At 70.2% G+C, this 13,260-nt stretch carries 8 protein-coding genes and 1 pseudogene; 6 read left to right on the forward strand and 3 right to left on the reverse strand.

Annotation, left to right across the window (positions count from 1 at the left end; all coding sequences use genetic code 11):
* Positions 1–138 precede the first annotated feature (138 nt).
* On the reverse strand, positions 139–810 hold the full coding sequence (locus tag ACZ4O3_RS33935; protein ID WP_467725945.1) for a type 1 periplasmic-binding domain-containing protein: 672 nt from the start codon (positions 808–810) through the stop codon (positions 139–141).
* 172 nt (positions 811–982) lie between these two features.
* Between ACZ4O3_RS33935 and ACZ4O3_RS33940 the strand changes: the two genes are divergently transcribed.
* The 5 genes and pseudogenes from ACZ4O3_RS33940 to ACZ4O3_RS33960 all read left to right on the forward strand — a co-directional run bounded on the left by ACZ4O3_RS33940 (position 983) and on the right by ACZ4O3_RS33960 (position 6,840).
* Positions 983–2,191 carry a HupE/UreJ family protein gene (locus ACZ4O3_RS33940; RefSeq protein WP_467725947.1) on the forward strand — a complete coding sequence of 403 codons (1,209 nt, stop codon included), beginning with the start codon at positions 983–985 and terminating at the stop codon, positions 2,189–2,191.
* A gap of 158 nt (positions 2,192–2,349) precedes the next feature.
* Complete coding sequence (locus tag ACZ4O3_RS33945; RefSeq protein WP_362716035.1) at positions 2,350–4,329, forward strand: fibronectin type III domain-containing protein; 1,980 nt, start codon at positions 2,350–2,352, stop codon at positions 4,327–4,329.
* 150 nt (positions 4,330–4,479) lie between these two features.
* Positions 4,480–5,559 (forward strand): COG1470 family protein, encoded by a 1,080-nt coding sequence (locus tag ACZ4O3_RS33950; RefSeq protein ID WP_467725949.1) that lies wholly within the window; start codon positions 4,480–4,482, stop codon positions 5,557–5,559.
* A gap of 567 nt (positions 5,560–6,126) precedes the next feature.
* A pseudogene (locus ACZ4O3_RS33955) lies at positions 6,127–6,252 on the forward strand (IS21-like element helper ATPase IstB); the annotation flags it as partial.
* A 96-nt stretch (positions 6,253–6,348) separates the two neighbouring features.
* Positions 6,349–6,840 (forward strand): nucleotidyltransferase domain-containing protein, encoded by a 492-nt coding sequence (locus tag ACZ4O3_RS33960; RefSeq protein WP_467726106.1) that lies wholly within the window; start codon positions 6,349–6,351, stop codon positions 6,838–6,840.
* A 1,052-nt stretch (positions 6,841–7,892) separates the two neighbouring features.
* Here ACZ4O3_RS33960 and ACZ4O3_RS33965 read toward each other — a convergent pair.
* A complete protein-coding gene (locus tag ACZ4O3_RS33965; RefSeq protein WP_467725951.1) occupies positions 7,893–10,688 on the reverse strand; it encodes a helix-turn-helix transcriptional regulator in 2,796 nt (931 codons plus the stop codon).
* 241 nt (positions 10,689–10,929) lie between these two features.
* On the opposite strand from ACZ4O3_RS33965, the gene ACZ4O3_RS33970 reads away from it, so the two are divergent.
* Positions 10,930–12,129: an epoxide hydrolase family protein gene (locus tag ACZ4O3_RS33970; protein ID WP_362722370.1), complete on the forward strand. Its 1,200-nt coding sequence runs from the start codon at positions 10,930–10,932 to the stop codon at positions 12,127–12,129.
* 164 nt (positions 12,130–12,293) lie between these two features.
* Here ACZ4O3_RS33970 and ACZ4O3_RS33975 read toward each other — a convergent pair whose 3' ends face one another.
* The gene (locus ACZ4O3_RS33975; protein ID WP_467725953.1) at positions 12,294–12,905 is read right to left on the reverse strand and encodes a hypothetical protein; all 612 of its coding nucleotides are present in this window, start codon (positions 12,903–12,905) and stop codon (positions 12,294–12,296) included.
* Positions 12,906–13,260 lie beyond the last annotated feature (355 nt).

Raw genomic sequence — 13,260 nt, forward strand, 5'->3', positions numbered from 1 at the left:
TCGCGAGCCCGGCACCCGCACGGAAGCGACGGGGCCGGTCTCACGGGCTGCACGTGTCAGGGCTCCGGCATGGCCGGTTCTGGTGACGCCGGCATGGCGTTCGTGATCCGGCGATCCGGACCCGGTCGTAAGCCGGGGTCAGTGCAGGTCGAGCCAGACGACGATCCCCGTGAGGCCGGACAGCACCGCGGCGACGCCCGCGCGGACGGCGGCGGAGCAACGGGCGGCGGTGAAGCTGGAGGGGTCGTAGGTGGAGGACATGCCGAGGCCCTCGCCGCGGAAGGACGCACCTGACCAGTCCACCGAGGTCACATTGCCGGTCGGCTCGGCCAACTCCGCGCCGACCACCAGGAACCGCTGGGACAGATGGCTCGGGGTGACGGTGGCCAGCGGGTCGATCAGATCGTTCCCGGCGCTGACGATCAGGTCCGCGCCCATCTCCAGGGACTCGCTGACGCTCGCCAGCAGGTCGGCCGGGTGCTCGGGGGCCACGGTCCGCAGGTCCACGTGTTCGTCCTCGGCCCATGTCCGGACCGCCTTCACCAGAGCCTTGGTGGGGCGGTCTGTGCCCGACGTGAGCAGCACCACCCTGTAGTCCTCGGGGGGATGGACACCGTTCCAGGAACCGGGCCGCGGAGTGACGGTCGCCTCCGGGGCGGGCGGCGCGGACGGGTCGGTGAAACCCGCGCCGAGCGTGCCGACCGGGGTCGGGCTCTCGTGCGGACGTGACCAGTCGTCGTTGGAGCCGCAGCCGGTGACCAGGGCTACGGCCGCGGTCAGGGCGGCCACGGCACTGAGCGGGGTGCGCAACGGGATCGTCCTCCAGAAAGTGGCTGCTGATGTGAGGACATCGTCATATGAGCGGACCCGTCGTAGATGGCCGAAAGGGGCTGATCGAAAAGCTGTTCTTCCATGATTCGCCATCCGGGCGGCGCGAATTCACCCACCGCGTGGAGCGTGCACGGGCAACCGAAGGAGCTACATGTCACAGCACGCCCGCCGGGTCGTCATCATGGTCACCGCAGCGGTGATCGCACTGTTCGGCGCCGTCCGTCCCGCACTCGCCCACGGGTTCACCTCCACCGTCTTCGTCCAGGTCGGCGCCGGCGACGACGGCCGGATCCGGACAACCCTGGAACTCGAGTACGACCTCTACGTCGTCTCCGCCGCCGACGCCGAGCACGACGACTCCCTCTTCCAGCAGGGCAACACCGCCTTCGAGGACGGGGACAGCCGCGCCCAGGCCGCCGCCCTGAACGGGCACCACCGTTCCGCCGTCGACTACGTCACCGGGCGGTTCACCGTCGACTCGGCCGGGCGCCCCTGCACCCCGTCCGGGCAGGGCGGATTCACGCTGCTCCGGCAGGAGGGCGTGCCGTACGCCCGGCTCGTACTCGACTGGGACTGCGCCGGGCGGAACACCGACGCGGTGTTGCGCAGCGGACTGTTCCCCGACGGCGAGGGCTACGTCCGCGACACCAAGACGATCATCACCTACGAGCTGGAGGGCCGGTCGGGCAGCGCCGCGCTGGACGCCGCGCACCCGTCCTTCTCGCTCGGCCAGGCCTGGTACGAACGGTTCTGGGAGTTCTTCCGCCTCGGCGCGGAGCACCTGCTGGGCGGCATCGACCACATCCTGTTCCTGCTGGCGCTGATCGCCGGTTCCAGGCGGCTGCGCGAGATCGTGCTGGCCGCCACCAGCTTCACCCTCGCGCACTCGGTGACCTTCCTGCTCGCCGCGCTCGGCGTGGTCGAGGTGCCTGCCCGGGTCGTCGAACCGGTCATCGCCCTGTCCATCGCCGTGGTGGCGGCCTGGTACCTGTGGCGGATGTGGCGCGGCCGCGGCCGGGTCGCCGACGTCGAGGCGGTGGCGTCCGGACGGCTGGGACTGGACCGGGCCGGGTGGGTGCGACTCGGCGTCGTGTTCTGCTTCGGCCTGGTGCACGGGCTCGGCTTCGCGGGCGCGCTCGGCATTCACGAGGCCTGGTCGTGGACGCTGCTGTGGTCCCTGTTGGTGTTCAACGTCGGTATCGAGGCAGTGCAGTTGGGGATCATCGCGGTCGTCTTCCCGCTGCTGGCGCTGGTGCGCCACCGTTCGCCCGCGGCCGGTCTCTGGCTGACCGGCGTCGTCTCGGCAGGGGTTGCCGTGATGGGGGCGATCTGGTTCGTCCAGCGGCTCACGGGCGTCTGAGCAGGGACGGCGGACCTGTCGGGGCCCCAGCCGGCCCAGTTCCCCGGGGACCTGGGAAGTTCAGGAAGTCCCAAGATCGCATTTACTACTCGTTTACCAAGCGGAGAGACGTTCTTGGCGTCCACTTATGCACTCCGTGCACCAAAGGAACGTAATCGATGAGATCAAGACCCTCCTCGCAGGTCTCCGGGCCTGCGCGGCGCCGCATGGCCACCGGGGCCGCAGCGGCATTCCTGGGTGTGGCCATGGCGATCGGCAACGGCCTGGCGGCTCCCGCCAGCGCGGCCGAGTCCACCACGCTCAGTGGCATCATCCTCGGTGTCGGCGCGAACGAGTCGCAGCGCACCGTGACGTGGTACTCCTCGGCGGACACCGCCCAGCAGGTGCAGGTGGTTCCGACCGCGCAGCTCCTCAACGGCGAGTTCCCGGCCGACGCGACGCGCTTCGACGCCGTCGGCGGCGCCAACATCGCCACCAGTGGCGGCTACAACCGCCACGCCACCCTCACCGGTCTCAAGGAGCACACCGCGTACTCCTACCGGGTCGGCTCCGAGGGGAACTGGTCGACCACGTACGCCTTCAAGACGCAGGACTTCGAGGGCGACTACGACTTCCTGTTCTACGGCGACCCGCAGATCGGCTCCTCCGGCAACACCGCCAAGGACCAGGCCGGCTGGCAGGACACCCTCGACGTGTCGCTCGCCGCCAATCCCGACGCCGAACTGCTGGTGTCGGGCGGCGACCAGATCGAGAGTGCCAACACCGAGTCCCAGTGGAACGCCTTCCTGGCGCCCGACAAGCTCCGCCAGTACCCGTGGGCCGCCACCATCGGCAACCACGACGTCGGTGGCAAGGCGTACGAGCAGCACCTCTACACGCCGAACACCGACCGCACGGCCCCGTACTACTCCAACGGGAACCCGGCGTCGAACACCTCCGGCGGCGACTACTGGTACATCTACAAGGACGTGCTGTTCATCGATCTGAACAGCAACAGCTACGCCACGTCCCAGGGCGGCGGCGGTGACGCGGCGCACGTCAACTACGTCACCGACGTCATCAACAAGCACGGCTCCGAGGCCAAGTGGAAGGTACTCGTCTACCACCACGCGATCTACTCGCCGGCCTCGCACGCCAAGGACAGCGACAACAAGGTCCGCCGGACGGACTTCCCGACGACGTTCTCCAAGCTCGGTGTGGACCTGGTGCTTCAGGGCCACGACCACAGCTACTCCCGCAGCTACCTGATCAAGAACGGTCAGAAGGAGAACCCGGACGAGCAGCCCGGTGCCGCGGACGTGTACCCCGGTCCCGGCGGTGTGCTGTACGTGACGTCGAACTCGGCCTCCGGCTCGAAGTACTACGACATCACCAAGCCGGACAGCAGCGGCACGAGCGGTGCCGGCAACGGCGCCGACCCGCTCAACCCGGACAGCTACTGGTACAACTCGGTCCAGAACCAGGAGCACGTCCGCAGCTACGTGAAGGTCGGCGTCCGCAAGGACAAGCTGGTCGTCGAGAACCTGCGCAGCGGCACCTGCGAGGCACCCAACGCCGCGGTGGAGCTGGGCGAGGTGCCCTGCACCAACACCACCGGGGACAAGCCGGTCGGCTCGGTCGTCGACAAGGTCACGGTCCACCCGTACCACGGCGACTCCCAGGACCTGCAGGTCGACGTCCCGGACGCGCCCCCCGGCGAGTTCGGCTGGACCGTCGACGGCTACAACGGCCTGGTGGACCTCGGCACCGCGCAGAACCACGACGGCGACTACTTCCAGGCGGCCGGCCAGATCAACCCGATCCTGGTCTCCGACAGCCGTCGTTCCCAGGCCCCGTGGTCGGTCTCGGCCAGCGTCAGCGACTTCAAGGACGCCGACAAGACCTTCTCGGGCGCCTACCTCGGCTGGACGCCGAACGTGCTCCTGGACGGTGCCGGCGCCAAGGCCAGCGGTTCCGTGGCCTCCGGCTACGACGACAACGGCCAGGGCCTGTCCGTCTCCCGCGGCCTCGCCTGGGCCGAGCAGGGCCACGCCAAGGGCAGGGCCAAGCTGGGCGCCGACCTGGACCTGAAGATCCCGGGCAGCGTCAACAAGGGCACCTACCGCGCGACTCTCACGCTCACCGCGCTGAGCAGCTGACCCGGTAGCAGTACCCGGTGGGGCGGGCGCCGCCCGGTGCCCGCCCCACCCCCGCACGTCCTTTCGCGCCCCCGACCCGTACGGAGGCCCGGCGCGTCCCGATCCCGCCGCCCGCCACGGCCTGCCCGCCCGCCAGCCCGAGGACCCCAGATGCACGCCCCCATCCTGCGCCGGACCACCACCGTCGCCGCCCTGTTCCGCACCGCCCTGCTCACCCTGCTCGCCGCACTCGTGGTCACCGGGCCGCTCACCGTCCCCGCCGAGGCCGCGGGCGGCGACGTCACCTGGACCGTCCGCACAGCGCCCAACAGCTACGGCTCCGACCGGTCCAGCTTCGCCTACAGCGTCAACCCGGGCGGCCGGATCGACGACGCGATGGTCGTCGCCAACCGCGGCAAGGACCCGCTCACCCTCTCGGTGTACGCGGCCGACGGCTACACCACCGAAACCGGCCAGCTCGACCTGCTCACCCGGGACAAGAAGTCCGTGGGTGTGGGTGCGTGGCTGCACGCCGACCGCACGAGCGTCAAGGTCGCGCCGGGCCGGACGGTACGCATCCCGTTCAGCGTCACCGTCCCCGACAACGCCACTCCCGGCGACTACGTGGGCGGCCTCCTCACCTCCCTGAAGCAGCCGGACGCCGCCGCGGGCATCAACGTGGACCGTCGCCTCGGCATCCGGGTCAAGCTCCGGGTCAGCGGCGCACTGCGTCCACGGCTCGCCGTCGAGGACCTCTCGGTCGACTACCGCGGCACCGCCAACCCGTTCGCCACCGGCGAGGCGACCCTGACCTACACGGTCCACAACACCGGCAACACCGTGCTGTCGGCCCGTCAGAAGGCGTCGCTGAGCGGACCGTTCGGCTGGCTCAAGGCCAAGGCCGGTGCCGTCGCCGCCACCCCCGACCTGCTGCCGGGGGAGCGCTGGAAGGTGACCGTGCCGCTGCACGGGGTGGCCCCCACGGTCCGGCTCACCGCGGCCGTGACCGTGACCCCGCTGCTCACCGACGCGTCGGGCTCGGTCTCCCCGCTCGCCCCCGTCCGGGCCACCGCCGGCGGCTGGGCCGTGCCCTGGACCCTGCTGGTCGTGATCGTGGTCCTGGCCGCCGCGGGCACCGCCTGGCTGCTGCTCGCCCGCCGCGCCCGCGCCCGCCGGGCGGAGCGGGAGAACGCCCGCGTCGAGCAGGCGGTCAAGGAGGCCCTGCGCGCGCAGGAGCCCCAAGACCACTGACGGTTCACGAGCAGTACGGCCACCCCACCGGCGCCGCGCGGCTCTTCGGCACCTTTTCGGCCTCCAGGTGAACCAACCGGCTTTCCAGCGTGGTTGGTTCACCGTCGCAGTCGAGCCGACGGCGTGTGGCTGGGGTGGGTGAGCAGTGACACCGTCTGCCGGTCAGTGCGACAGCACCGGGCCCGTCGGAAACGGTATCGCTGAGTTTTGACACCGCGTGGGGCTCGCGGTGGGAGCATCGAAGTGCCCGGACGGTACGCAACGCGCTGACCTCGGTCTGGGCGCGCCGCGCAAGAAGCGCCAGGCTGGTCGCCGAGTACGGCGCTGTCGACCTGACACGGGGGATCGTCCGCCTACGTCGCGGAACGTCGTGACGAGATCCGGATCGCTGCGGGCCGGGGCACCGCGAAGGCATTTCTGCCGCAGTCCCACCGTCCGGGCGTCGAAGCGGAGTCGACTTCGGGGACGTGACCAGCCGTCCGGCCGGCCAGGAGGTCAAGTCAGCCTGTTCTCCTTGCGCCTGTCGTATTCCGGCAAGGCGGTGCACCGGGTCTTCACCTCCAGCGGACCGATCCCCACCTCTGCGCGGCCATCGCCGATCGCCTCACCTTCGGCGGGAACACTGTCGAGACTGACGCCGACTCCTTCCGCCTCGCCCAGACCCGGGCAAGGGCCGGGCAGACCGCTGGCTGACGACCGCAGCGGACCTGCCCTGGACGGCCCCGCCCCGTCTCTTCCGGGAGAAATCGTTCGCCGCCCGAGGCCGGCGCATCTAGCCTGCGTCGGGTGATGACAGCCGATGACGTGTTGTTCGTCCTGGCCCTGTTGCAGCGGGTGAAGACCGATGTCTGGGTCGGTGGCGGATGGGGGATCGACGCTCTGATCGGCAAGCAGACCCGAGACCATCGAGATCTGGACTTGATGCACCGGCAAGACCAGGAAGCCGCCGTTCTGACGGCCCTCTCGGCGGCAGGCTTCGTGGAGAGCCTGAACTGGCGGCCCATCCGATTCGTCGTGAAGGCTCCGGACGGCCGGGAGATCGACCTTCATCCGCTGGTTTTCGACGATGACGGCTCAGCAGTCCAGGCGTCACCCGAACCGCAACGTCCCTTCGCCTATCCCTCATCCTGCTTCGTGACGGGCACCATCCAGGGGACGCCGGTCCCGTGCCTGTCCGACGAGCAGCAGGTCTACTTCCATCAGGGATACGAACCGACGGAACGAGACCGGCACGACATGGCACGACTTCGCCGCGTCTTCGGGATCGCCACGCACTTCTGACCCGCGTCGAACAGTGTCACAACTCACCGGCATCCTCGCGCTCACGACGCATCGATCGATGCCAGAACTCATCGGCATGCCGTGTCACTGGTCATCGATACAGCCAGGCCTGAAGGTCGGTCCAAGGCGGACACGTCCCCGGCCTGTGACATCACCTCCGACTTCCCACTGGCGTCGTGTGCGTCGGCGTTGCCCACCGCGGTCACCGGCCGGCAGTCGGCCCGCACGGCGGCGTGGTTCCTCAGCGCTGTCCAGTACGGCTCCAGGGGACGCGACGACCGCTCCACCCGGAGCCTGAACAACGAGCGAGAGGACCTCACCGACACCAAGCGCCGCGCTTGCGTCATCTCGCGTTCGCCCTTCCGGCGGCGACGGCATGCAGCCGGGGCAGGTGTATGGCGCCTGCGGGGGCCGCTCGGTCCGGAACGCGCGGTCCGCCCGGGTGACGGCGCCGTTCGGGAGCGAGCGCCGGCATGGGAGTTGTGGGCTCGCTGAGGGCAGCCGGGGATCCGGCGTGAATCCCACCCGGTGCACACGGTGTTGCTGCTCCCAGTCCAAGGTGCGCATGACGGCGGTAATGGCCGATTCGACGAACTTCCGTCGGGCTTGTGCTCCTCCCATGCCGCGCACCCCTGTATGAAGGTGGTGAGAAGACGTGCCAGTTCAGCCGGATCCTTGTCCGCTGTGCGTTTGCCGCGCGTCCTGGCGCGCTCCGGTGCCGCGGCGATCGCCGACTCGACAAGGCGGAGCGTGGTCGGGACGGGTCCGCCCGCGTCGCGGGGGGCACTTCCCGCCGGGGCGGCCTTGACCAGCATGCACCCCGGCTCTGGGGCACTCGGCATCCGCCGGACCGGACGGCACGGCCTCCGCCGGGGCGACGGAAGCACCGTCTGCCGCCCGGAGTGCGGGCACCTCCGCCTTGTCCGCGACGAGATCGAGGACAGCCCGGCAGTCCTCAACCGTGGCACGCGGGACACGCACATCCGGCCCCGCCCCCGTCGCATACGGGTCGGCAGGCAGCGACCGCGTGGCGTGGTTCTGTCCTGACGCCGTCAGCGAGAAGGTGCTCCTGTTCGCGCCGGAGACAACGCCGCGCGCAGCTGCCTGCGGGAACTCACGCCGAGTTTGGCGAACACGTTGCTCAGGTGCCACTCCACCGTGCGCGGGCTGATGAACAACCGGGCGGCGATCTCCGCGTTGGTGTGGTCCCCGGCCAGCCCGGCGATCTGAGCTTCCTGACTGGTGAGGCGGGCGTCGGCACCGACGGTTCGTCTGCGGGCCGTCTCTCCTGTCGCCGACAACTCTCTGCGGGCGCGTTCGGCGAAACCGTCGGCTCCGAAACGGCTGAACGTCTCGTAGGCGGCGCGTAGTGCCGCACGACTCTCCTGACGTCGGTTCCGACGGCGCAGCCATTCGCCGTACAGCAGCCGAGCGCGGGCCAGTTGGACGGCGATTCGGCAGTGACCGAGACGCTCGATCGCCTCCTGGTACAGCGCGTCGGCGGCCTCACCCTCGCTCAGCAATGCCCGTGAGCAGGCCGCCGTGCCCAGGGCCCATTCGGTCCCGGCCGCACGGGTGCGTTCGGTGAGATCGTCCAGTGCCCTCTCACCGGACCCCGGCCGCCCGCTGCGGGCGGCCGCCTCGACCAGTTCGGCGAGCGACCATCCGAAGTAGCCCAGGTCCTCGTACTGGCAGGCGCGAGTCGCGGCCGCCAGCGCGTCGTCGTAGCGGCCTAGTCCGTTGTACAGCAGTGCGGTCGCGTATTCGGCGAGGCCGAGGGCGCGGCCCTCGCCCCGCGCACGCACCTCTTCGATGGTGGTCCCGATGAGGTCCAGTGCCGGGGACGCCTGTCCACGCCAGGCGGCGAGAAGCAGGGACGTGTGCATCATCGGTACGCCGCCGACCGCCTCCGAGACGGCCGTGGCCTCGTCGATCAGCGTCGCGGCCGTGTCGAATTCGCCGGCGTGGACGTGTGAGCATGCCTGGTAGGTCAGTGCCATCGGAAGCACGGTGAGTGCCCCGGCCTCGCGGGCGATACGGACGGCGTCCAGCGCCATCTCGTGCCACGCCTCGTCGTCCCACAGCTCGGGTGCGAGAGGCTCTGGTGCCACCCGGAACGCCAGCCACAGCCAGCGCCTTTCCGTCTCCGTCCTACCGGTTCTCTGCTCCTGCCGGACGGCGTGCATCGCCTGCCTGAGGGCGGCAGCGCCGACGACGTGACCACCAAGGACCCGGTCGGCGATACCGTCCAGAAGGATGTCCACCATCCGCGGCGGCCCCGTCGGCCGCGGCCCGGCGCGGGCCGCTTCGGCGACCTCGCGCAGCCCGGGTCCCCTGCCCAGCCGGCCGGCGAAGCTCGCCGTGCCGACCGCCTCCAGCAGGGTTTCGCGGGCGAGGGCGGCGTCGAGGGGCGCGAGCCTTTGTGCGACGTCGAGCAGGAGCCGGGGCGCTGCGTCACCGCGCACCTCGGAGAACACCAGCCGGGCCCGCAGCCATTCGAGCCGGACATGCCGCAGGTCGTCGAGCGGGCCGGTCTCCGCGATGGCCAGCAGGGAACGAGCCTGGTCGGCCCCGCCGGCGTCGATGTGGGCCTGGGCAGCGTCCAGTGCTCGGCCGGCTCTGCGCCCGGCATCGGGCGTCAGCTCCGTCGCCCGCTGCAGGAACGAGGCCGCTGCCGCCATTCCTCCTCTGCCCTGGGCCCGCCCGGCTGAGCACTCCAGATCAACTGCGATGCCCTCGTCCGGCCGGTCGGTGCCGTGAGCGCGGTGCCACGCCCGGCGATCAGGGTCAAGGCGGGGATCGGTCGCATCCGCCAGCGCGCGGTGCGCAGCCCGACGTCCGGGCAGGGATGCCCCCCGGTAGACGGCCGAACGTACCAAGGGGTGGCGGAACCGCACCCTGGTACCGAACTCGACCAGTCCCGCGGCCTCGGCCGGCCCCGCGGCACCGGCTGGTATTCCTTGCAGGACGGCCGCGCGCCACAACAGGTCCGCGTCTCCGGTCGGCTCGGCCGCGGCCGTCAGCAGAAGACGCCGGCTGTCCTCGGGAAGCAGACGGAACTGCTGGTGAAAGGCGTTTTCGAGGTGTCTTGCCAGGGGGCGTCTGCCGGGCAGCCAGAAGCCGCCCGCCAGTTCGGCGGGTGCCAGGGCGAGTGGCAGGTGCAGCAGGGCCATCGGGTTGCCGTGCGTCTCGGCGACGATCCGGTCCCGCACCAGCGGGTCGAGTGGCACCCGGACCGCCGAGGCCAGCAGGACGCGTGCCTCGTTCTCGCTCAGGCCCCGCACCGTCAGCTCGGGCAGGCCGGCCAGGTCAGGACCGTCATCGGAGTCCCGCAGGGCGAAGATCAACGCCACCGATTCCGCGACCAGCCGTCTGGCCACGAATCCCAGGACCTGGAGGGACTCCTTGTCCAGCCACTGCGCGTCATCGACGAGGCAGGCCAGCGGCCCCTCCTCGGCGGCCCCGGCCAGCAGTCCGAGCACCGCCAGACCGACCAGGAACCGGTTCGGTGCCTCACCCGCCTGTAGTCCGAACGCTACGGACAGTGCGTCGCGCTGGGGATCCGGAAGCTCCTGGAGGTCGCCCAGCAGGGGTGCGCAGAGCTGGTGGAGGCTCGCGAAAGGCAGCTCCATCTCCCACTCGACGCCCGCGATGCCAAGAGTGCGGAACCCGGTGGCGAGGCCGGCCGCGTGGTCCAGCAGTGCGGTCTTGCCGATGCCGGCTTCGCCGCGCAGGACCACCACGGCGCTGTTGCCCGCACGGGCCGTGGCGAGTACCCGCTCCAGCGCCGCCAGCTCCTGGTCCCGGCCCCGCAGTGCGCCCCCGGGCTCCATGGACTGAGCACCCATAGGTCGATCTTCCTGGAAGCGAGGATCACCGGCTTCGATACACCGCGAAGTGCTGTTTCGACCGTATTCCCTTTTGCGTGGTTTCAGTAGTCGGACGAGGGTCATCTCGCCTCGGGGCCGGCCCCCGGGGGCCGGCCCCGAGGAAACCCCGGGGGTTTCCCCGGGGCGACGCGCGCGGAGCTGGACGACTGTGGACGAGCCGGCGACAGAGGGTCGCCGACGTTCCGAGGAGTCCCCGTACATGTCCGACACATCTGTACCGACGGCCGTCCGCCCGTTCACGTTCGAATTTCCGGAGGCGGATCTCCAGGACCTGCGTTCGCGTATCGAGGCGACGCGCTTCCCCGAGAAGGAGACCGTCGACGACCAGTCCCAGGGCACCCAGCTCGCCACGGTCAAGGAGCTGGCGCGCTACTGGGCGACGGAGTACGACTGGCGCAAGGTCGAGGCGAGGCTGAACTCCTACCCCCAGTTCATCACCGAGATCGACGGGCTGGACATCCACTTCCTGCACATCCGCTCGAAGCATGAGAATGCGCTGCCGGTGATCGTCACGCACGGCTGGCCGGGTTCGGTCGTCGAGCAGCTGAAGATCATCGAGCCGCTCACGAACCCGACGGCCCACGGTGGTGCCGCCTCGGACGCCTTCCACGTGGTGATCCCGTCGATGCCCGGCTACGGCTTCTCCGGCAAGCCGACCGCCCCCGGCTGGAGCCCCGAGCGGATCGCCCGCGCCTGGGGCGTGCTGATGAAGCGCCTGGGCTACACCAGATACGTGGCGCAGGGCGGCGACTGGGGCGCGGTCGTCACCGATCTCATGGGTGTACAGGAGCCCGAGGGCCTGGTCGGCATCCACACCAACATGCCCAAGGTGATTCCGCCCGCCGTCGAGCAGGCCATCATCGCCGGCAACCCTCTGCCGTCGGACGTCACCCTTGCCGACGACGAGCAGAAGCGGGCCGTCGAGCAGTTGGACTTCGTCTACCGGCACGTGTACTACGCCTACATGATGGGGTCGCGCCCGCAGTCCCTCACGGCGCTCGCGGACTCCCCCGTAGGCCTGGCCGCCTTCCTGCTCGACCACGACAAGGCCAGCCTGGAGCTGATCACCCGGTCCTTCGACGGAGTGAGTGAGGGCCTGACGCGGGACGACGTCCTGGACAACATCACGCTCTTCTGGCTGACGAACACGGCGATCTCCGCGGCCCGCCTCTACGCGGAGAACACGACTCCGTTCTTCGGTGCGCAGGGCGTCAAACTCCCGGTGGCCGTAAGCGTCTTCCCCGACGAGCTCTACCAGGCTCCCAAGAGCTGGTCGGAGCAGGCGTACCCGAACCTCGTCCACTACAACAAGCTGCCCAGGGGTGGTCACTTCGCCGCCTGGGAGCAGCCGGAGCTCTTCGTCGGGGAAGTCCGCGCGGGCTTCCGCTCACTTCGGTAGGGAGCGTGCCGGGCCGCCTGTTCAGGCGGCAGCCGAAGGGGCGGCCATGGGTACTCGGCCCCGAGTCAACCCGGTCGCCCCGCTCGCCGGCGGAGCGAGCCACGGGCCGGCGCGGCGAGGTCCGAGCGGACCAGGGCCGGCGAAGACGTCTGCCACCGCCAGGATCACCTGATCCGTGTCTCCATCTCGGAGCGGATCCGGAGGGTGGTTCTGGCGGCGGTTTTCAGGTCGAGGTTCACCGAGCCGGAGAGAGTCATGTCGGCCACGCGGGCCCAGGAGTTGCCGTCCGCCCAGGCGCAGACGGGGTAGGTGAGTGTCCCGCCGTCGGCCCATCTTCGGGTCACGATGTCGCAGCTGATGTGGATGGGGGAGCCGGACGGTGTGTCGTCTTGTGGCGGCACGAGCACGGTCACCTTGGTGTTCTTGGAACCGTTGTCCGCCAGTACGTGGGAGCGCATCCTGTCGGTGTTCTTGAACCGGCCGTACATGCCGGTCACGACGAGAACGCCCCGCTCGCCGCTTTCCGGCTTGTAGGTGGCGACCACGCCGTGGACGTCCTCGGCGTCCCAGCTGTGCCGCCAGCCGTTCTGCAGCGTCCGGCCCAGAGTTGACGAGTCGTCCCTGGTCCGGGTGAAGCGGCCGTCGAGGAGTGCCGGGGGCACGGTCAGGGAGGACTCGGCCCGCGGAAAGCTGTCCTCGACCCTCTTGCCCACCAGCACCAGCGTCGCCAGGAGCGCGACGATCAGGAGGAGTACCCCGCCGACGAGTGCGGCCATGAGTCCGACCCGGCTCCTGGGCCGCGGCGGGACGGGGGGCGGAGCGCCCCAGGGGGAAAGCGGCGTCTGATGCGGCGACTGTGGCGTCGAGGGTATGGACACGTCAAGAAGGTACTGGATGCTCTTGCGCCGGCCAGTCCGCACTCCCGCAGGCTGGGCCCGCCGCCGCTGTCGGAGCCCTCCTGGCGGAGCGGCCGGCCGCCGGGTCGGTCGAGAAGGGTGAGTCCAGGCGTCAGGCCGTCGTGCGGTTCGGCCAGCAGGACCTCGTGCGGCCGTGGCTCCTGCACGGGCGTTCCGCGTCGAGAACGGAGATGATCACGGCGGTCGGGCATTCTGCACCCCGTCCCGTGCCCGA

The sequence above is a fragment of the Streptomyces sp. NPDC026515 genome (assembly GCF_055567595.1).

Excerpts from the sequence above, each read along its gene's own strand:
- ACZ4O3_RS33945 (WP_362716035.1), top strand. The coding sequence starts at position 2,350 with ATGAGATCAAGACCCTCCTCGCAGGTCTCCGGGCCTGCGCGGCGCCGC.
- ACZ4O3_RS33975 (WP_467725953.1), bottom strand. The coding sequence starts at position 12,905 with ATGGCCGCACTCGTCGGCGGGGTACTCCTCCTGATCGTCGCGCTCCTG.
- ACZ4O3_RS33965 (WP_467725951.1), bottom strand. The coding sequence starts at position 10,688 with ATGGGTGCTCAGTCCATGGAGCCCGGGGGCGCACTGCGGGGCCGGGAC.
- ACZ4O3_RS33950 (WP_467725949.1), top strand. The coding sequence starts at position 4,480 with ATGCACGCCCCCATCCTGCGCCGGACCACCACCGTCGCCGCCCTGTTC.
- ACZ4O3_RS33970 (WP_362722370.1), top strand. The coding sequence starts at position 10,930 with ATGTCCGACACATCTGTACCGACGGCCGTCCGCCCGTTCACGTTCGAA.
- ACZ4O3_RS33960 (WP_467726106.1), top strand. The coding sequence starts at position 6,349 with ATGACAGCCGATGACGTGTTGTTCGTCCTGGCCCTGTTGCAGCGGGTG.
- ACZ4O3_RS33940 (WP_467725947.1), top strand. The coding sequence starts at position 983 with ATGTCACAGCACGCCCGCCGGGTCGTCATCATGGTCACCGCAGCGGTG.